The organism is Cupriavidus basilensis (genome assembly GCF_000876015.1).
GTDB lineage: Bacteria > Pseudomonadota > Gammaproteobacteria > Burkholderiales > Burkholderiaceae > Cupriavidus > Cupriavidus basilensis_B.
On record NZ_BBQM01000024.1, the window covers coordinates 142,305 to 162,634 of the forward strand.

General features: G+C 66.1%; 12 protein-coding genes. 9 read left to right on the forward strand and 3 right to left on the reverse strand.

Annotation, left to right across the window (positions count from 1 at the left end; translation table 11 throughout):
* Positions 1-205: 205 nt before the first annotated feature.
* Entirely contained in the window at positions 206-1,069 is an 864-nt protein-coding gene (locus KF708C_RS26600; RefSeq protein ID WP_231586592.1) for a crotonase/enoyl-CoA hydratase family protein, read from the reverse strand.
* Positions 1,070-1,114: 45 nt separating this feature from the next.
* Positions 1,115-1,381 (reverse strand): DUF2917 domain-containing protein, encoded by a 267-nt coding sequence (locus tag KF708C_RS26605; RefSeq protein WP_197090432.1) that lies wholly within the window; start codon positions 1,379-1,381, stop codon positions 1,115-1,117.
* A gap of 125 nt (positions 1,382-1,506) precedes the next feature.
* Here KF708C_RS26605 and KF708C_RS26610 point away from each other — a divergent pair, with 125 nt between their 5' ends.
* The 9 genes from KF708C_RS26610 to KF708C_RS36000 all read left to right on the forward strand — a co-directional run bounded on the left by KF708C_RS26610 (position 1,507) and on the right by KF708C_RS36000 (position 18,935).
* On the forward strand, positions 1,507-2,430 hold the full coding sequence (locus tag KF708C_RS26610; protein ID WP_059414041.1) for a LysR substrate-binding domain-containing protein: 924 nt from the start codon (positions 1,507-1,509) through the stop codon (positions 2,428-2,430).
* Positions 2,431-2,818: 388 nt separating this feature from the next.
* Positions 2,819-5,323, forward strand: a complete 2,505-nt coding sequence (locus KF708C_RS26615; RefSeq protein ID WP_231586593.1) for a filamentous hemagglutinin N-terminal domain-containing protein — start codon at positions 2,819-2,821, stop codon at positions 5,321-5,323.
* Positions 5,324-5,334: 11 nt separating this feature from the next.
* Positions 5,335-7,098, forward strand: coding sequence for a ShlB/FhaC/HecB family hemolysin secretion/activation protein (locus tag KF708C_RS26620; RefSeq protein WP_059414226.1), 1,764 nt, complete (start codon positions 5,335-5,337; stop codon positions 7,096-7,098).
* 34 nt (positions 7,099-7,132) lie between these two features.
* Entirely contained in the window at positions 7,133-7,954 is an 822-nt protein-coding gene (locus tag KF708C_RS26625) for a peptidylprolyl isomerase (RefSeq protein WP_059414044.1), read from the forward strand.
* A 79-nt stretch (positions 7,955-8,033) separates the two neighbouring features.
* Positions 8,034-15,701, forward strand: a complete 7,668-nt coding sequence (locus tag KF708C_RS26630) for a two-partner secretion domain-containing protein (RefSeq protein ID WP_231586594.1) — start codon at positions 8,034-8,036, stop codon at positions 15,699-15,701.
* Entirely contained in the window at positions 15,701-16,066 is a 366-nt protein-coding gene (locus KF708C_RS35990) for a DUF7674 family protein (RefSeq protein WP_156173964.1), read from the forward strand. The genes KF708C_RS26630 and KF708C_RS35990 overlap by 1 nt, the downstream gene beginning before the upstream one ends.
* 365 nt (positions 16,067-16,431) lie before the next feature.
* Positions 16,432-16,893 carry a hypothetical protein gene (locus KF708C_RS35995; protein ID WP_156173965.1) on the forward strand — a complete coding sequence of 154 codons (462 nt, stop codon included), beginning with the start codon at positions 16,432-16,434 and terminating at the stop codon, positions 16,891-16,893.
* 616 nt (positions 16,894-17,509) lie between these two features.
* A complete protein-coding gene (locus KF708C_RS34920; protein WP_082079935.1) occupies positions 17,510-18,085 on the forward strand; it encodes an Imm42 family immunity protein in 576 nt (191 codons plus the stop codon).
* Positions 18,086-18,695: 610 nt separating this feature from the next.
* A complete protein-coding gene (locus tag KF708C_RS36000; RefSeq protein WP_156173966.1) occupies positions 18,696-18,935 on the forward strand; it encodes a hypothetical protein in 240 nt (79 codons plus the stop codon).
* A gap of 799 nt (positions 18,936-19,734) precedes the next feature.
* On the opposite strand, the gene KF708C_RS26635 is transcribed toward KF708C_RS36000, so the two are convergent.
* Positions 19,735-20,142: a DUF1484 family protein gene (locus KF708C_RS26635; RefSeq protein WP_082079940.1), complete on the reverse strand. Its 408-nt coding sequence runs from the start codon at positions 20,140-20,142 to the stop codon at positions 19,735-19,737.
* Positions 20,143-20,330 lie beyond the last annotated feature (188 nt).

Below are 20,330 nucleotides of genomic sequence, written 5' to 3' on the forward strand. Positions count from 1 at the left end.
TCTCCTTGGGCACGGCGTGCGGCGTATGCGGCGCCCCCGGCGAGGCGCCGGCGGGCGACCGCTTGTGCGGCCCGCGCGTGTGGAGGTCAATATATGCGCTGCAAGCCTCCGGCGCCAGTCCCGCGGTTCGGTCCGGGCGTGGCCTGAACGTGGCTCAAGCGTGGCTCACGCGTGGTTCAAGCACAGGCTCAAGCGCAAGCGCGGCCTAGGCGTGGCGGAACGCGGGCGGGCGTTTCTCCACGAACGCGCTGGTGCCCTCGCGCGCATCGTGCGAGGCCGCGGCCACCAGGAACTGCATCGCCTCCACCGCCAGTCCTTCGTCGATCGGCAGGTTGATGCCGCGCGTGACCGCGCGCAGGCTGGCCGTCACTGCCACCGCGGAATGGCGGGCGATGCGGTCGGCCAGCCGCACGCAGGCGGGGATCAGGCCGGCCGCCTCCACCACCTCGTTGACCAGCCCGAGGCGCAGCGCCGCGGCGGCGTCGATGGCCTCGCCGGTGAGGATCATCTCGTTGGCGCGCTTGCGCCCCACGTGGCGCGGCAGCCGCTGCGTGCCGCCGAACGTGGGCGGGAAGCCCAGCTTGATCTCCGGCTTGGCGAAGGTGGCGTGAGCGGCCGCGATGGCCAGGCTGCAGGCTTCCAGGATCTCGCAGCCGCCGCCGAAGGCCAGCCCGTTGACCGCCGCGATGACCGGCTTGGGGAATGCCTCGATGCGCCGCGTCATGGCCTGCCCGCGCTGCAGGAAACGGCGCAGCGCCTGCTCCGGCGACGCCGCGAGGTCCGGCGCGAAGCCGGCGATGTCCGCGCCCGCGCTGAAGGCGCGCGTGCCGCTGCCGGTCAGGATCACGCAGCGCACGGCCGGGTCCGCCTCGATGGCGTCGAGCTTTTCCATCAGGTCGTCGATCAGCGCGTAGCTCAGCGCATTGAGCTTGGCCGGGCGGTTCAGCACCAGCAGCGCGTGCGCGCCCAGCGTGCGACATTGCACCGGCGCGTCGTCGTGGCCGCGCGCATCGTCGCCGTGCACTCCGTGCGTTCCGTGCGCGCCGTGGCGCGGGCCGGTCTCGTTCATGGTCGTTCTCCTGTCGTGGTTCGTGTCGTTCTGCATGGCCGGTGTTCAGGCCGCGTGCCCCACGGCGACGCGCGCCGGCCGCCCGCGAAAAGCGGAGACGAACACCACCGCCGCGCGGCGCGCGACGAAGCGCTCGCCGCACGCCAGCACCGTGTCGCGTCCGGCCGCCTCGGGCGCGGCCGATTGCTCCGTGAGCCACGCCGTGCCCTGCGTGCAGATCAGGTAAGATCCACAGCCAAGCGGGATCCGCAGCGCGGCCGGGCCGAGCAGCCAGACGCCTTGCGCGGCGGGGTGCTCTGTCGGGTTTGTCATCGGCATGATGGTCTCCGGGCAAGGCGTTCCGGACCGCGGGCAGCGTCCTGAACGTTGACTGCATTCTTGCCGGGTTCCGGCCAGCGCGGCCGGAAGGATTTTCATCAGCGGTATGCCTGGGCGTCATGTCGATCCTGAGCCGAGCCTCCACCGGCGCGCTGCGCGCCATGTCCCTCGAAGCCCTGCGCGGTTTCGAATCCGCCGCGCGCCACCTCAGCTTCACCGCCGCGGCAGAAGAACTCTGCATCACCCAGTCCGCCGTCAGCAAACAGGTCAAGAGCCTCGAAGACATCATCGGCGCCGCGCTGTTCCGGCGCGGCGGCAAAGGCCTGAGCCTCACGCCCGAAGGCCGCCAGCTCTACGAAGCCGCGCGCGCCGCCATCGGCCAGCTGGGCGCGGCCATCGACCGCCTGCTGGCGGTCGACCGCGTTTCCATCGCCGTCACCACCACGCCATCGTTCGCCGCGCTGTGGCTGGTGCCCAAGCTGGCCCGCTTCCAGGCCGCCGAGCCCGGCATCGACGTGCGCATCGACGCCTCCGAAGCCATGCTCAACCTCGAGCGCGAAGGCATCGACCTCGCCATCCGCCTCAACGCCCAGCCCCCCGGCCCCGGCGACCCGCGCCCGCTGCTGCGCGAGCGCCTGATGCTGGTGGCCGCGCCCGCCATCGCCGCGCGCATCACCGAGCCGCGCCACATGCTCGACGCGCCGCTGCTGGTGTTCCACGATCCCGGCGCGCGCTTCGCCTGGATGTCGTGGACGCAGTGGTACCAGCGCCTGGGCCTGGCGCGCTCGTCCAAGCAGGCCTGCCTGTATTTCTCGCAATACGCCCACGTCCTCAACGCCGCCGTCCAGCAGGCCGGCATCGCCATCGGGCGCACGCCGATGGTGTTGCCGATGCTCAAGAGCGGCCAGCTTCAGGTGGTGCTGCCGGAGCATGCCGTCGACGGGCCGACGTACCAGATCGTTGCCGCCGACACCGAACGGCCCGGGGTGCGGCAGTTCCGGGCGTGGCTGGAGGGGGAGTTGGCGGGGGAGGTGATTGGGTGATGGGGGCGCGCGGGGGGCTGAGGCCGGTTTCCGCCGGTATTCAGGTGGCGTCAGGCCGACGCCTGCATCCGATGTCCATGAAATTCGGAAAATTCCGCAGTACAAACCAGACTTTGGGGGGGTGATCGTTTTCCCTCGCAGTGCCGTAATTCAGGGTCAACGGCGACAAATCGCATAAATGGCAGTTTCGGGAAACTTGACAGTTTCCGTGGAGATGCCGTGGCTGCGTGCGATCGCCGATCCACCAGGGTGCCGGCGCCATCGCGTCGCGCCCCGATCATGGCGCTGCAAACGCGAGGAAAACCAGGCGGAAAACACACGTTGAAGCCTTCAATTCGCCCGGATCCACCGGGGCCGTTTGCGCATAAGGTTGAGCGGAGTGCAAGCGGTGCAGGCAGTAAATTTCAGGGTTGGTGCAGGGATTTTCGTGGTGGCGGCGGGCTGGAGCCTGGCCGCCGTGGCCGCCGGCGTGACGCCCGACGGCGGCTCCGTCACCACCGTCACCACGGGGGCCGGCGGCCGCATCACGGTCGGTGTGGCGCAGGCGGTGGGCGGCGTCTCCACCAATACGTACCGCGATTTCAACGTGCCCCGCGCGGGTGTCGATCTCGACAACCGCGCCGCCTTCGCCCGCGTCATCCTCAATCAGGTCACGAGCACGAATCCGTCCGTGCTGGAAGGGCAGCTCGCGGTGCTCGGCCAGCGCGCCCACGTCATCATCGCCAATCCCAACGGCATCAGCGTGAACGGTGCTTCGGTGCTGAACGTGGGGAACCTCGCGCTGACCACTGGCCAGGTTTCGTTCAATGATTTCATCAGGCCGGACGGCGAGCTCCAGCGCAACGTCAAGCTGGCAACCACGGCGGGCATGATCGACGTCGGCCCCGGCGGCCTGTCCGGCGAGCTGCTCAATCTCGAGCTGGTGGCCAAGCAGATACGCATCGCGGGCAAGGTCGAGAACCGCTTCGACAATGCCAACGCGCATATCCGCGCGGTGGCCGGGACCAGCAACGCGGAGATCGATTCCAGTATTTCCCCCACCGACAACGCCAGCGAGTGGGTCAAGTATTCGGCGCCGGCGGTCAACCCGGGGCAGGGGTTCGCCGTGGACATCACCGCGGCGGGCAGCCTGAGCGCCGGGCGCATCGAACTGATGGTGACGGACCAGGGCGCGGGCGTGCGGCATGCCGGCGCGGCGTATGCCACCGCCGGCGATTTCGTCGTCTCGGGCACCGGCGACCTGCAACTTGCCTCCGGCCGGATCCAGGCCGCGCGGGACGTGCTGATCGGCAGCGGCGGTCTGGTCGGCAACGGCAACGTCGTGGCCGGCCGGCACCTGCAGGTGGCTTCCGAGCGGGTCGACCTGGCGGATTCCGCCTTGAGCGCGGGCACCCGCACCGCGGGCGACCTCGTGATCGGGTCGTCCGGGCAGGTGCATGCGCAGCCCGTCGCGCTGGCGGACACCACGCTGGCGGCCAGCGGCGGCATCGGCGTGTTCGACGCCGGCCCCGGCGTGCTGTGGCGCGGCACGCAAGCCACCGCCGGCGGGAATATCGTCCTTGCCGCCACCGGGCTGCAGGCTGCACAGGGCGCGGGCCGCAGCGCCCTGGTCTCGAAGAGCGGCGCCGTTTCCATCGAGGCCGCAAATGCCACGCTCGCCGGCACCGATATCGACGGCACGGCCGGCACGGCGATCCGGGCGCAGTCGCTGGCGCTGCAGGATGCCGACGTGCGTTCCTCCGGCGGCGCCATCGCGGTCACGGTCACGGGCGACTATGCCCAGCAGGACAGCACCCTGCTGGCCGCCGGCGATGTCCGCCTGCGCGCGGGCGCGGTGTCCATCGGCTCGGACGCTCGGCAATCGAGCGTGGTCGCCACCGGCGGCGGCGTGCTGGTGCGGGCCGACGGCGACATCGCCAACAGCGGCGGGCTGATCCAGGGGCAGGCGAGGAACGCCGACGATGCCGAGGCGGCCGGCGCCGTCACGCTGCGCGCCGGCGGCAACATCCTCAACACCGCCACGCCGCAATGGCTGGGCATCCTGTTCGGCGCCGGCGACGACGTCTCGGTGCAGGCCGGCGGCGACGTCGTCAACCTGCACGGCCGCATGCTCTCCAACGGCTATCTCGACGTGCGCGCCGGCGGCGACCTGCTCAACCAGATCACCAAGCAGGCCGGCGCCAACGGCGAGCAGCCCGACTTCCGCACCGCCTCCGGCAGGCGCTGGCTGTTCCTGACCAAGAGCACGGCCAGCTTCGACGTGGACTACGGCCAGGCCGACCGGCCCGGGCAGATCGCCTACCTGCTGTCGGACAAGGGCACCACGCTGACCGGCCGCAACGTGATCAACCAGGGCGGCGAGATCTATGCCAACAACGGCGACATCACCGTGCGGGCCGCCGATACCTTCAGCACGCAGGGCGTGGCCACCGGCAGCGCGCACTACGCGCGCTCGTGCCTGATCGTGTGCCGCGCCTCGGCATCGTCCACCACCACCGTGACCGGCGGCCTGCTGTCCGCCGGCGGCAACATCGACATCCAGGCGGGCAACGTGGCCGCCAACGTGGGTGGCCGGGTGCTGGCGCTGGGCGACCTGCGCGTCGACGCGCCCGTCACCTACGCCACCGGCATCACCGGCTACAGCGCCATCGCGCGGGACCGCGGCTTCAAGGCGTTTTTCGGCGACACCTGGGCCCGGCTCTACGCGATGGACGTGGGCGGCAGCTGGATGGCGGCGGGCCGCACCACCGTCACCGGCGACACCGTGACCAACGGCGGCAGCTTCGACGGCGACGTGACCATCGCCGGCAACGCGGCCACGATCCGGCCGCGCCAGCGCGATCCGGTGTCCATCGACAACCGGCTGGGCCTTACGTCCTGGTTCTGGAAATGACGGACGTGAGCATGCGCGACTTCGACGGATTCCATGCCGTGGCGGCACTGGCCGCCGCGCTGGCGATGACGCCGGCAATGGCGCAGGTGCCGCCGCTTCCCGTGCCGTCCGCGCCGGCGGTGCAGGAAGACCCCGCGCAACGCCTGCTGCGCGAGCAGCGCCAGCGCGAGCTGGAGCGCGAGGCCACCCAGCCGCCGGCGCAGATCCAGGCCGCGCCCGGGCTGGCGCCGGACGCGCCGGTCGAGGCCGTGCCGGAAACCTCCGCCACCTTCGAGATCCGGCGCATCCAGGTGCGCGGCAACACCGTGCTCTCCGAGGCCGAAGTCGATGCCATCACCGCGCCGTTCCTGGGCCACGCGCTCGGCACCAACCGCATCAACCTGCTGCTGCGCCGCTTCACCGAGGCCTTCGTGGCCCGCGGCTACATCACCACGCGCGCCTACCTGGGCGAGCAGAACCTGGCCAGCGGCGTGCTCGTCGTCACCGTCGTGACCGGCACGGTGGAGTCGATCCAGCTCAACGGCCGCGTCATCCGCCCGGGCGGCGGCGGGCTGTTCGACACCGTTGGCGGCGGCCTGCTGACCGATGCCGGCACCGCGTGGCAGTTCCCGGCGCCGGACGACACCCTGCGCCTGCCCGACCTGGAGCAGGGCGTCGACCAGATCAACCGCCTGCGCCGCAACCAGGCCGAGCTGCAGATCCTGCCCGGCCAGACCCCGGGCAGCTCGGTGGTGGCGCTGACGAACCAGACCGGCGACCGCTTCCGCTTCAACGCGGGGGTGGACAACTACGGCAGCCGCAGCACCGGCATCGCGCGCACCCGGCTGGGCATCGACGCGGACAACGCGCTGGGCTTCCAGGAGTCCGTTTCCGCCAGCTACATCGGCACGGTGGACACCAACGCCGCCGTGCTGTCGGCGGCCGTGCCGTTCGGCTACAACACGTTCAGCTATACCGGCTCGCTCTCGGAGTACCAGAGCGCCATCGCCGACACGGCGCTGCTCTACGGCCGCAGCCTCGGCCACACGCTGGGCTGGAACCGCGTGATCACCCGCGACAGGACCGGGCGCCAGGCGCTGGACCTGACGCTGACCTATCGCAAGAGCGAGCGCGAGATCAACAACCTGCAGCTCGACCCCCAGCGCCTGACCGTGCTGCGCGCGGCCTGGAGCGGGCTGCGCCGCTTCGCCGCCAACGGGCAGCCCGGATACGCCACGGCGGAGGCCGGCATCTCGCGCGGCCTGACCTCCCTGAACGCGACCCGCGATCCGTCGGACATCCGCGCCGACGAAGCCCACGCGCAGTTCACCAAGCTGGACGCCAGCGCCACGCTGCAATTGCCGCTGCCGCGCCTGTCTGGCGGCGCGCAACTGGCCTGGCGCGCGCAACTCGCCGGCCAGTGGGCCAACGTCGCGCTGTTCGGCTCCGAGCAGATCTACGCGGGCGGCATGAGCACCGTGCGCGGCTTCCGCGAAGGCGTGATCGCGGGCGACCGCGGCGCCTACCTGCGCAACGAGCTGGCCTGGGCCAACGCCCCGGCGCTGGCCGGCGTGCGCATGGAACCCTATGTGTTTCTCGACGGCGGCCAGACCGCCTATGTGGCAACGCGCAACTGGCAGTCCGTCGCCGGCACCGGCCTGGGGCTGCGCCTTTCCGCCCAGTGGGCCAGGCAGGTCTTCACCAGCGAGCTGATGCTCGGCATGCCGCTGGCGCAGCCCGCCTATCTGGGCACGAAGAGCGCGCTGGTGCTCGCCACCCTGAACTGGACTTACTGAACCCACGCTTTATCGGCTATCCCAAGGACCCGTCATGCAAGCACAGATCCGCCTCGTTCGCCTCACTCGCCTCGTTGCCGCCGCCGCGCTGGCCTGCGGCCTGCAGGCCGCGCAGGCCGCCACCGTCAACGGCGTGGCCGTGACCGACGAACAGGTCACGCAGGCCATGCAGCAGATGCGCATCGCCGACGCGCCGCAGGCACGCGAAGCCATCAAGCAGCAGCTCATCGCGCGCGAGCTGTTCCGCCAGGAAGCGGCCAAGGACAAGACGCTGGAGACGCGCCCCGAAGTCCAGGCCGCGCTGCGCGAGGCGCGCAACAACATCCTGACCCAGGCCTGGCTCAAGGACAGGATCAAGCCCGCGCCCGTCACCGACGAGCAGGTCAGGCAGCGCTACGACGCCATCGTCGCCAGCCTGGGCGAGAAGGAATACAAGGCCCGCGTGATCGAAGTCGCGGACGATGCGGCCGCCGGCAGCGCGCTGGCCCGCATCAAGGGCGGCGAGGACTTCGGCAAGGTCGCGCAGGCGGTCAGCCTGGCGCCCTCCAGGGCCAGCGGCGGCGCCATGGAATGGATCAGCTTCAAGGTGCCGGCGCAGGAGGGGCAGACCCAAAGCCTGCCGCTGCCGCTGGCGCAGGCCATTGCGGCGCTGCCGGCCGGGGCGGTCAGCGCCGCGCCCATTGCCTGGAACAACCACCGCTTCCTGGTCAAGGTCGATGAAGCGCGGCCGACCCAGGTCCCGGCCTACGAGGCCGCCAAGCCCGGCATCCAGCAGGCCCTGCAGGCGCAGGCGCTCGAGCGCGCCACCACCGCGCTGGTCACGCAGTTGCTGACCAAGGCAAAGATCACCCAGTAAGGCGATCCGGCACCGCCCCAGCGCAGGCGGCGAGCGGGACCAGCAGGCAGAACGAACAAGAAGACAGCCAGAACCGACCATGCACCACGACCGACCGGCCACGCCATCCACCGACACGCAGCAACCCATGCCGCCGCTCGCCGCCGACGCGGACGCGCTGTCGCTTGCCGAACGCGGGCGCCGCAGCGTGCTGGCGCGCGCGGTGGCGGGGCTGGTCGCCATGACCTTGTGGCTTGGCCCCATGCAGGTCACGTTGCAGCAGGCGCAGCAGGCCGCCGGCGTGCTGGCCGCGGGCGCGGTGGAACTGCAGGCGCCGGCGGTGCATGCGGGCGCGGTACGGCAGAGCTTGCTGCGCTGGGCGGTCGCCCACCTGCCGGTGATGCTGCGCTTCGGCCCGGCGCAGGCCTACGCCGCGCCGATCACGGACCCCAGCGCCCCGGTACGCTTCACCCCCACCATCACCAGCACCACCGGCCCCGGCGCGCCGCAGGGCGGCGTGCCCGTGGTGGGCATCACCACGCCCAATGCGCAGGGCATTTCGCTGAACCAGTACCGCGCCTTCGTGGTCGACCCGATCGGCCTGATCCTGAACAACAGCGCCACCGGCGGCGGCAGCTTCCTGGGCGGGCAGGTCGGCGCCAACGCCAACCTTGCCGCGTCGGGTCCGGCCAGCCTCATCATCAACCAGGTCACGAGCCAGTCGCCGGCGCAGATCAACGGCACCGTGGAAGTGTTCGGCGCGCCGGCCGGGCTGGTGATCGCCGCGCCGGGCGGCGTCTACACCAGCGGCGCCGGCTTCACCAACACCACGCAGGTCACGCTGACCACCGGCACGCCCCAGTTCCTCACGGCCGGCGGCGCGCCGACCAGCTTCGACACGGCGGCCGCGGCCGGTTTCCTGGTGCAGGGCGGGCGCGTGCAGATCGCCAACCCGGCGCCGGGCAACGCCAATGCGTCCGGCATCGAAGGCACGGTCGGCAACATCAGCCTGATCGCGGAGTCGATCGGCATCGACGCGGCCCTGCACGCCGGCAACCAGATCAACCTCGTGGCAGGCCGGCAACTGGTCACGCCCGACGCGGGCGGCTTCGCCACGTCCGCCGCAGGCGCCAACAACGCGGCCACGAACAGCTCCGCCACCGGCGGCCTGGCCATCGATGCCACCGCCTTCGGCGCCATGAACGCCGGCCAGATCAAGATCGTCAGCACGGCCGCCGGGCTCGGCGTGCGCGCCGATGGCAGCCTGGCGGCATCGTCCGGCAACCTGACGCTCGATTCGGCAGGCAACCTCAAGGTGGGCAACACCTACGCCAAGCAGCAGGCCGCGCTCACCGCCGCCGGCGCGGTCGCCGCCTCGGGCAATGGCCTCGGCGAGGCCGGCTACAGCATCAAGGCGGGCACGGACGCCACGCTTGGCGGCACGCTCGAATCCGGCCGCGCCTTGTCGGTGGCGGCCGGCGGCTCGATCACCGGCGCCGGCGGCGCGAAGGCGCAGGACGCCGTGACCCTGGCCGCGGGCGGCAGCGTCGATATCGGCGGCGTGGTCAACGGCGCGCAGGTGGCGGTGCAGGCCGCCGGCAACGACGGCCGCGGCGACATCCGGCTGCGCGGCGACGTCACCTCGCCCGGCCAGATCCAGCTCCTAGCCGCGCGCGACACCACCATCGACGGCAACGCGATCTCCGCCAGCGACCTGAACCTGTCCACCCGGCGCAACCTGACCATCAACGGCGCGGCAGGCAGCACCTCCGGCAACGTGGCGCTGACCGGCGTCACCGGCAGCGTCACCACGGCCGGCAATGTCGTGTCGCCCGGCATGCTCACGGTGAACGCCGGCACCGACGTCAACCTTGGTGGCGAAGTGCTGTCCGCAAAATCCGCCACCGTGGTCGCCGGCAGCGGCAGCATCGCCACCACAGGCCAGATCGGCAGCAATGAGGATCTCACGCTCGTTGCCGCGCAGAACGTCACCGTGGGCGGCCAGGCGCAGAGCGCCGGCAACACCGCGATCACCGCCGCCGCGGGCAGCGTGGCCATCGACGGCGCGCTCACCAGCGACAAGGACGTCACCGTCACGGCCGGGCGCGATGCCGTGGTTTCCGGCAACCTCGGCAGCGGTGGCGCGGTCGCCCTGACGGCCACGGCCGGTTCCGCCACCGTGAACGGCACGCTCGGCAGCGTCGGCAATGCCAGCCTGGCGGCGGGCCAGGACATCCACCTCGCCGGCAGCGTGCTCGCCGGCGGCAACCTGGCCGCCAACGCTGGCCGGACCCTCAACGCGGGCCAGCTCACCTGGGTCGCGGGCAATGCCACGCTGCGCGGCAAGGACATCTCCATCGGCTCCGCGCCCGGGCAGGTCAACGCCGTGAGCGGCACGCTCGACGCCGCCGCCACGCGCAATCTCACGTTGACGGGCGACACCACGGCAGGCAACGCCAGCCTCGCCGGGCAAGCGGTCGCCAACGGCGGCGCCACCATCGCCACGCAGCAACTGACCGTGCAAGGCGGCGCGCTCAGCAATACCGGCACCCTTGCCGGCAACCAGCTCACCCTGGCCGCCGACAGCCTCGTCAACCGCGGCACCATCGGCGGCCAGAACGTCACCGCCACCCTTGCCGGTGGCCTGGACAACGCCCAGGGCCTGATCGCCGGCACGCAAAACCTGGCGGTCACTGCAGGCGCGCTCACGGCCAACCAGGGCGGCACGCTGTTCGCCGGCGACCTGAGCGGCCAGAATCCGGCCATCGGCGACCTGACATTCAGCGTGACGGGCGGCAACGGCAGCTTCAACAACGCCGCCGGCCAACTGCTGGCCGGCAACAACCTCACGCTCAACACCCCCAGCCAGGTATTCGACCCGTCCGCCGCCGCCAACGGCACGCTCAATGCCAATGGCACGCTGACGCTGGCCGCGCTGGCCATCAACAACACCGGTACCTGGAACGTGCCGGGCGGCAGGGTCGTGCTCAACGCCAGCCAGGGCATCACCAATACCGGGACCATCCAGAAGGCGGGCGACCTGTCGCTTGCCACCGGCGGCACGCTGGCCAACAGCGGCCAGATCATCGGCGGCGGCAACCTGTCCCTGTCGGCCGGCAGCCTCGGCAACACCGGCACCGTGCACGCCAATGGCGACCTCGCGCTGAACGGCGACATCACCAATGCCGGCACCGTGGAATCGCTCGGCAATATCGCCATCACCGGCAGCAACTACGACAACCGCGGCGGCACCACGCAGGCCAATGGCGATCTCAAGATCGACATCGGCGGCACGGTGAACAACCTGGGCAGCGTGCTCGGCGCCAACGGCAACCTGCATATCGCGGCCGGCGCGGTCATCAACGACCGTGCCGGCCCGGTGGATGCGGGCAGCGCCACCAGCAAGGCCAGCAATCCGGGCCTGCTCGATACCGTGGTCATCGGCAGCTACGTGCCGTGGCTGCCCGGCGGCAGCTGCGACAGCTGCCCGGGTTTCATCCCCGGCACGCCGACCGAAGTCACGCTGGGCAATGTCATGCGCAACCCGGACGGCTCGGTGCGGCTGGTCTTGGGCAGGGAGAACACCACGAGCGGGGATGGCTTTGCGCAGGTTTATCTCTGGCACTTCATTCCCACCTCGGCGTGGGGCGGCACCATGCCGCCCGACTACCAGAATGCCACCGTGCGGGACATCGCCGCGCCCACGGTGGATCGCACCACGATACGGCAGACCGACGGCGCGGCAGGACAGATCATCAGCGGCGGCAATCTCGACATTACCGCCGCATCCCTGTCGAACAAGGGAGGCGTCGTGTCCGCCGGCAGGGACGTCACGCTCAATCTCGGCAGCCTTGACAACGGCCGCTCGGCAACGCTGGTCAACAGCGTTACGGATACCGTCAACCAGGTCGACCTGTCCGCCTTCATGGCACGGCTTGCCGCGCTGACGACCGAGCTGGTGTCCCCGACCATGCCCGGCCCGCTGGTCTACGGCGTGCCGCCGGTCATCAGCGACTGCGACACCTGTCCCGGCCCGCCACCCTGGTCGCCGGTCGTGCTCGGCCAGACCGGCAGCGGCGCCCAGCCGGCGCTGCCCAGCCAGTCCACCGTGAGCTACCAGCTCGGCAAGGCCGGCCAGATCGTCGCCGGCGGCAACCTTGGCCTGACCGGCACCGGCGACCTGACCAACAGCGGCGACCTGGCGGCCGCCGGCAAGATCGCCATCGCCACGCCTGGCACTTTCACCAACCAGGGCCTGCACGACAGCCAGGTCATCACCACGCCGGGCTGCGTGCCCGGCGCTGCCTCCTGCCCGGGCGACAGCTATCAGCGCGTGGAGACGCTGGCGTGGCAGCAGACCCCCAGCACGGTCGCCGCGGGCCAGACGCTGACCATCGACGCCGCCAATATCCAGAACCTCAGCGGCACGCTGGCCGCGCAAGGCGACGTCAAGCTCACCGCCGGCAGCAGTGTCACCAACCAGGCCGGGGCCATCCAGTCCCTGAACGGCGACGTGTCGATCACCGCGCCCACGCTGGTCAACAAGACGCTGGACCCGGTCCAGCTGCACAAAAGCTACGGCAGCAGCAACCCCGCCTACGCGGGCGGCTGCAACCCGGGCGGCAGCTACGGCAACAGCCAGTGCGCCGCCACCGAAGACACCGCCGCCGGGCCGGCCGCCGTCATCAGCGCCGCGCGCGACGTGCAGATCAACGGCGGCACGCTGACCAACAAGGGTGCCCTGATCACCGGCGGGCGCGACGTCACGGTCAGCGCCAGCGGCGCCATCGACAACAGCAGCCTGCCGCTCAATGCTGACTGGGTAGGCCGCTGGCAGGAAGACCGCTCGGGTGGCGACCGCTGGCACGACACCGGCGGACGCGCCACGCTCGGCAGCCTCGAATCCGGCATCCAGGCCGGCCGCGTGCTGTCCGTCACCGCAGGCGGCCAGGTGCTCAACACCGGCAACCTGATGGGCAGCACCGTCGACCTCACCGGCGCGGCGCTGGTCAACGGCTACACCAGCCCCAACCAGCCCACGCCGCCGTCCACCGGCGCGCAGCAGGTCATCTCCCTCGGTCCCGTGGCCGCACCCGCCGGCGCCGTGCCGGCCGCCACGCCCGTGAGTGACCCCACGCGGCCCTGGCAGTTCAATCCCGTGATCGTGGCCGCGCCCACGGCGCCGGACGTCGGCGGCAAGCAGACCATCGACTGGCACTTCAACGCTAACCTGGGCGGCAACCCGGTCAGCGGCCCCAGCGTCAATACCGATCGCGCCCAGTACCTCAACAACAGCGCGGCCACCGCCGTGCTGGCCGGCGTCACGCCGGACAGCCTGCTGGCGCAACTGCCGGCCGAACTGCGCCCAGGCAACGTCAACTTCTACTACGACCCCTACACCGAAGGCCAGAAGCTCCAGCAAGCCGCGCTGCAACAGACCGGACAAGCCAGCTTCATCAACGGCCTGGCGTGGGACAGCCAGAACCAGCTCTCGGTCACCGACCAGGAAAAGCTGGTCCTGTACCGCAACGCGGCGGACTACGCCAAGGAACACAGCATCGCGCTGGGCACCGCGCTCACGCCCGAGCAGGTGTCGGCGCTCGACGCGCCGATGCTGTGGTACGTGCAGCAAGCCGTGCCCGACCCGAGCTGCAACAGCCTGGCGAGCATTGCCTGCCCGACGGTCAACGCGCTGGTGCCGCAGGTCTACCTGCCCGAAGGTTACGCCCAGGCCCTGACCAAGCCCACCGGTGGCAGCATCGCGGGCGACAACATCAAGCTGGACATCGAAGGCCAGCTACGCAACACCGGCACGGTGACGGCCACCGACACGCTGCAGGTCAAGGCCGGCAGCATCGAGATCGGCCCGAACGTGGTGGACATCGGCACCTCGGCGTACAAGGTGCAAGGCGGCTGGAACGAGATCACGGGCACGGTGGTGCAGCCGGGCGGGTTCATGAGCGCGATGCACATGGACATCGAGACCGAGCGCATCCACGCGGTAAACGACGCCTTCCTGATCCGCAACGCCGACGGCACGGTCGACGAAGCCGCGACGCTGGCGCTGGTGAACCAACTGAAGGCCAACCTCGGGCTGAACTACACCGAGGATACGGTCAGCGACGATATTCATACGCGGTTCATTAAGGAGAAGAAGGGGTTTGGGGTTCTTGGCCAGATCGTGGCCTTGGCGGCCGCGGTGGCGATTTCGATTGTGACGGCGGGGACTGGCACAGCGATTGTCGGTGCGGCCTACAGTGCTGCGATGGGGGCCACGGCAGCGGCAGGGGCGGCATTTGCCGCCGCTGGCATTGGCGCGGCGATGTCGCTGGCGGTGACGGGGCTGGTAGCCGGCACGCTGTCGAGCATGGCAAGCCAGTTGATCTTGAACGGATCACTTGATATCGGCGCCGCGCTCAAGGCGGGCGTGGTGTCCGGCGCGACTGCCGGCCTGACCAAGGGCGTGACAGCCGGTTTGGACCTTGGCGGCGCAGGGCTTTCCAGCATCGGCGAGAACATCAGCCTTGGTAACTGGGGGGCGATCCAGGCCAATTTCGGCAGCTACATAGCATCCTCCGTGGTGCGCTCGGCGATCAGCGCCGGGGTGAACACCATTGCTTATGGCGGCAGCTTCGGCCAGGCGTTTGCCGGCGGCTTGGTTCGGGATGCGGCGGCGGGAGTGGCCAATGCGATTGGGGGGGGACTGCCGGGCATCGGCTCGGACAAGGCGACTGCGGAGACGATCCTGGCGAATGCGGCTGGTCATGCGTTGCTGGGTTGCGCTGCGGCGAGCCTGACGGGCGGTGACTGTGCGGGTGGTGCTGTGGGTGGCGCGGCCAGTGCCATCGTCGCCCCATTGATCCGGGATGTGGTCTACGCGGACAGTCCGGTGCTCAACTACAGCGACGACAAGATCCGGCAGGCGTTGACGGTCGGTCTGGCGACGCTGATCGGTGGAGTAGCCGGCGAGCTGCTCGGTACGGATGCAACGTCGGCGGCACTGGCTGCGCAGAATGAGTCGTTGAATAATGCGACTTCGACAGGACCGGCGCGCGGCATTGCCAACCGTGAGAACGCAAGACTGACGAAACTCTGTGAGCCAGACTGCACGGTTGATGACTTTAGACGTATCGACAAGCAAGTCCGGGAGGTAGAGGCCGCCGCGATGCTGGCGCGGATGAATAACTTGACGCCAGAGCAAACGCTGAAGCTGGCCGACACGTTGTCGAATCTGCTGCCGTACTACGGTTCGGCGGCGATGCTGTACCAGGCGGTTACGGGGCAGACCCTGAGCGGTCAGTCCCTCGATACGGCGGATCGGTGGTTGTCCGGAATTCTGGGTGCTATCCCCGTGGGGGCGGTAGCCTATAGCAAGATCAGCACGTTCATAGCGACCAAGGGCACACTTGCCAGCGATGCAATTGTGACGGCGGGGGGGACTGCGAATGCAGCGACTGCACCAAAGCTTGCGGACGATCTGGCATCGAAGATGGCAAAACCTGTTGTCTCAGACGCAAAGCTTGGCGGTTTGATCGACGACTTATATCGTGATGGTGCGAAAATTGGCACGGGAAGCACGGCAGACGCTGTTCGCTATGAAACCCAGACTGGTAGTCCTATCGGTGGTGTGTTCCATACCCAAAAGGCGCAAGACTACTCGATTGCTCTGCAAAAATGGTTGGACTCGAGTCCAAATGCTTCGTTTGGAGATCGTTCAGCAGCTCAGAACGTCTTACGGGATCTTCAAAATGCCTTGGGAGGAAAATAATGCGTACCTGGCAAGAGTTCGTTGCGGAACTGGCCCAATGCAATGTGCTCAGTTCGGCCAGGAGACTGGCCTTTGAGGAATGGGGAGAGGACATTCCCACTACAGTTTTGTTTGGAAAACTTGGCAAGGCTCTCGCCGATCATGTTGACGAACTTGATCTTGAAACCAGAACGCATATCTTCCAAATCATCGAGAGTGGTCTTGCAAGCAGCAATGTGGCGCTCAAGGAACTTGTGGCGACGGGTTTACTAGAGGCCTTTTATTTGCGAGTCTCTGGCGTTTCTGGTCATTGGAATCGGACTAGAGATTATCTCGGTCCTCTATCTACTGCTTATCTGGTGGAGTGGGGGGGGATAAATTCTTGACGCAGAAGAATCGAACCCGACCACAGTTGGGGTTGTCGTTTCTATGGAAAAATTTCTTCTGGCCTGCAGACGTTAGGCTTACGGATCCTACGAGGATAATGGAAAATTCGTGAAGGACGGGACCCGTGATGGTGTCAGTATTCTTATCGTACTTGAGCCACCCAGCAAGGGCGGAATTGTTACTTATATGCGGGATAAGCGCCGACTGTTTGTTACCTCTCAAGCTGGGACACTGGTCAACATTACGTCCGCTATGCCCCGGGGAGGTAGCTAGTCAGCTATGGAAGTTCTCAACGTAAAATCAAGGATGCATTACATTATCGCCAAGTGACTATGACTGGATTTGATATGCTGAAGTGGGTACCTTGCGACTCCCGCAGCGACATGGAGGCGCGCGCTTCTGGGGAAAATGTGCTGGGACGCTGCTGACCTGCGATGTGAATACGTGGGGATATGTTCAAACGCCGGAAGGCTCGCATCTGAACGTTGGTTACGCGAACTTAGGTCTGGTGCCGCAGGCCGTGCTCGATGGTCAACGTATGCTCGTGGGTATCAATGAATGTTTGGTCTGCTACGACTTGACGATCGGTATCAAGTGCTTCTCCTTCCGCGTGCCTTTGGTGTTTCACGAATTCATCGAGATTGGTGATTCGCTAATTGTTCGAGATGAGATGGGCTTTGTCGGCATTGCTCAAGATGGCACTGAGCTTTGGAAGCTTGGTACCGAAGGTGTCGTTGAAAGCTATACGGTGACATCGTCCAAAATCAGCGGGCAAACGACTGAGGGGTCGCGTTTCTCATTTGAGCTACCTATGAGACGGCGGTAGCCTTGGCGTTTGTTTTGCGCCGAGTGATGCCCGACTACAGGACATCCACACGGCGACGCACCCGGCGCGGCTGGCGGCGCAGCCAGCGCGATCGCGGCGCCATTGATTCGGGATACGGTGTATGCCGATAGCACGGTTGCGAAATATAGCGACGATCTCAACCGGTTGGCTTTGACGGTTGGACTGGCGACATTGATCGGCGGCGCGGCTGGTGCTTTGCTGGGGACAAATGCGACGTCGGCGGCGTTGACTGCGCAGAATGACTGCAATCAGTGGCTCTGGTCCTGGACTATCAACAACACCAAGCCCGGCGCTAGCTGACAGCCCGTACAGTCCTTCTAATGTAGAGGTTCGCGTAAAGCCGCCATATCAAACCAATCCGGCGCATGACACGGGGAGTTCGTTGTATAAACCCGAATAAAACACCTGAGCCTTTTGACGCTCAGAGCGCATACAACGCTGGAGCAGTTCGGGGAGGCATGGGGACGGGGTATGCGTTGGGTGAAAGCGGCTACTATCGGCATTTCTCGGACAATGCTGGTGCGGTGCATTTCAGTGGATCAGTTCCCAAATCATAGGTGCCAAATAGTGTTCTGAAACAGTTGGGGAAGTAGCCATGGAGTTTGGTGATAGATATAGATTTTCGATAGCGCTAGAGGTGGACCGGAACTGCGGTGGTCCATGGTTGTTCGGGAGATTTTGCTACTGGCTGGAGGGAAAAGTCGTTGGAGACTACGGCATGGGGACTTCTCTGCGAGATATTCTTTTTCAGATGAAGTATATTATCGGTGATAGAGGAGGGAGATTATGTCAGAAGCTCCTTATGTTGCCGGGGGAAAAGATATTCGGCATGATTTCGGATGCGCTAGACGGAGTCAGTGATGAAATTCTTGGCTATACACACCAGGATTTTTTGCCCGCGCGACTTGATGTGCGTATACCGGTCGATGTTTTTGATTGCTGGAAGATATATTTAGTCGAAGGTGTGAGCGAGGCGAAGCTCCTATATCGTAGCCTAAATTCGGATAAATTGAATGTGGCAACACTGAATTCGGGGGAATTCGACACAGTATTTGAGTCGGCATATAACTATCTTGAGCGTCTTTACCAAGAAATTGGTGATGAGGCCGGAGAGTCGTTTCGCAGAGATAATAATGGCACATCCAGTGATGATTTTTTCGATGGGAGTTGAATTAATTTTTGAAAAATTCGGCTAGAGGGCGCTATCAGTCCTGATATCTGTCCCCGGGGCCTAGTGATACGGTGATGTAGAAGAGCCGTTGCCGTTGCCGGAGAAGCCTGAGGTAGTCCGACCATTCAGGTCCGACAGCAATTAGTGCAACCGGCCTTCGGATTGGCCTCACCTACAAAGACGGCCGCAGGCGGTCTCCTTGTTAGTTCGGCATTTGCTGCTTTGCGACGGCTGCGGTCGCGTGGGCGGCTGATGCAATGCGTCAGGACCAGATTGAATCGTCTCAGCGATTCAAGGGTGTCTACGACACGCAGGACAAATCCGGTACGCTTACCTCCAATGCGACTGGACCTAGCGCTGGTATTGACGGTGATGGGATGAAAATTGCCGGAACGCGTGTCAGCATCGACGATCTGCAGAAATGTGGATCGGTTGTAGCGCGGCCGGATGGCGTATGGGATTTCACGGGAACTACTAACTTGGACACGGGAAAGCCGTGAACATTGGCGCAAGCACTCAACAATGAAGGGGGCTGACGGGAGGGTTCCAAGGACTAGAAGGCACGCCTGCAAAATCACCATACTTACCAGGCACATTTACCGACAAGGTGTTGGAGTCTTTTGCTGGGCCGCATGATTTCCTTGGTAGCCTTACTGCTGACGACAGCCTTGGCAACCTGAAGGAAGGCATGACATCATTCCAGCGCATGATGTTCGAAATCCAGACGGATATTGACATCCCGTTGGCGGCGCCTTTCGCCGCAGTCACATTGCTGAATCAATATGGCATCGATTGGTCGATATTCCGTAACCAGGCACAGAAAAAAAGGACAAAAAATGACGCGAGCTAAGTCATGTATTGTGGGACTGGCTCTTAGTTGTACTGCTTGTTTCCATTCCCCGCCGAACTACCCAGGTGCTGGAGGCAACAATCTTGATCCGGCAGAGTACGCGGCTGCACGTTGCCCGAATCTCAGTGGGCGATATGAAGGGATGGGTGAACTCATTGAAGGGGATGCAACAGCAAAACAAGGGGAGAGGAACTGGCGGCTATCAAATGTTTTTCCCTTCCGGGACACTCGTCAATTGAAAGACGTGCTAGCTACTTCCCAGTCAAGCGACGCTCGGTACCTCTCCCTTATTTACGCAAAAGTGAGGATGAGAGAGCGTCTTGTGACACTCGATCTGCAATATGAGGGCGGAAGATCTATTGAGTACGTTTCGTCCTTTGAGAACAAGGGCAGATTTGTTTGCACTGGTGAGAATGGAATCATTTCTTGGGGAGGGTCAAGTGATGGGGGGCGATCTGAGTTTGGGCCAAATCGTTCCGATTCTGTCGTCACTTTGTACCTGGATCCCTCTGGAAATCTCATCTTTGAACGTGGAATGCAAGTCCACATGAGTCTGCGCCTCGGCGCAATTCCCGTGGGGACAGCCAAGTACTTCGCTATCTATCGATTCAAACGGCTACCCGAGAGTATGAAATAAGGATCCACCTGTAATCCGTACATCAAAGTCCAGAAACTGCGGCCAGCCGCGCTAGAGCAGACTGGACAATGGAATCAAAGCGTAGGGGCGTGCCCGGTTGCTGACGGTGTGGGGTTCATAGGCAAGAGACACGGCCCGCGGCCGCGCCTCCTGCATCGAGCGCTAGTACATCCCCTGAATCCGACCGACAGCCAGATCCAACTGCACCTTCTGCGGCAAGAGCAGCGCATGCAGCCCGAGGCCAAACGTCGAGTCTTCACGCTGCTGGTCCAGCATGGCAAGGACCGATTCCAGCGCCGCGCTGACGCGCAACAACGCATCACAGCTTTCGAGCGTGGCGTCGCGCACGGTATCGCCGAGCGCGCCGAGTTCGGCGGTGATCTCTGAAAAGACCGGCCCGGCGCGCGGCGCGTCGGGGTCGGCCATCAAGATCAGTTCCGCGACGAGATCCCGGTATCGCGAGGCCGCGAGGGTTGGATTTTCGGTGCTGGGTGGATTGTGCTGCGTCGATGCTGGCGCGGGATTGGCGCCGGTGCCGATGTGGTCAGGAAAAGCAGTGTGGCTTTGCATGAGACCTCCGTGTGTGGGTTGGAGGCCCGCTGTCCGCTGTCAATCGGGGTGGGCAGGCCAAGGCAGGGTTGACAGACCGGCACACACGCAACCGGCGAGCCCGGAGGCTCCCCCACCGAGGCCCGCCCATTGAATCATATGGGCGTGCGACGGCTACGGACGAAAAAAGCCGCTGCTGCGCGGCTTCG

What these genes read in the sequence shown, in the direction of transcription:
- KF708C_RS26600 (WP_231586592.1), bottom strand. Translation starts at nt 1,069, where the DNA reads ATGAACGAGACCGGCCCGCGCCACGGCGCGCACGGAACGCACGGAGTG.
- KF708C_RS26605 (WP_197090432.1), bottom strand. Translation starts at nt 1,381, where the DNA reads ATGACAAACCCGACAGAGCACCCCGCCGCGCAAGGCGTCTGGCTGCTC.
- KF708C_RS26610 (WP_059414041.1), top strand. Translation starts at nt 1,507, where the DNA reads ATGTCGATCCTGAGCCGAGCCTCCACCGGCGCGCTGCGCGCCATGTCC.
- KF708C_RS26620 (WP_059414226.1), top strand. Translation starts at nt 5,335, where the DNA reads ATGCGCGACTTCGACGGATTCCATGCCGTGGCGGCACTGGCCGCCGCG.
- KF708C_RS26625 (WP_059414044.1), top strand. Translation starts at nt 7,133, where the DNA reads ATGCAAGCACAGATCCGCCTCGTTCGCCTCACTCGCCTCGTTGCCGCC.
- KF708C_RS26630 (WP_231586594.1), top strand. Translation starts at nt 8,034, where the DNA reads ATGCACCACGACCGACCGGCCACGCCATCCACCGACACGCAGCAACCC.
- KF708C_RS35990 (WP_156173964.1), top strand. Translation starts at nt 15,701, where the DNA reads ATGCGTACCTGGCAAGAGTTCGTTGCGGAACTGGCCCAATGCAATGTG.
- KF708C_RS34920 (WP_082079935.1), top strand. Translation starts at nt 17,510, where the DNA reads ATGGAGTTTGGTGATAGATATAGATTTTCGATAGCGCTAGAGGTGGAC.
- KF708C_RS26635 (WP_082079940.1), bottom strand. Translation starts at nt 20,142, where the DNA reads ATGCAAAGCCACACTGCTTTTCCTGACCACATCGGCACCGGCGCCAAT.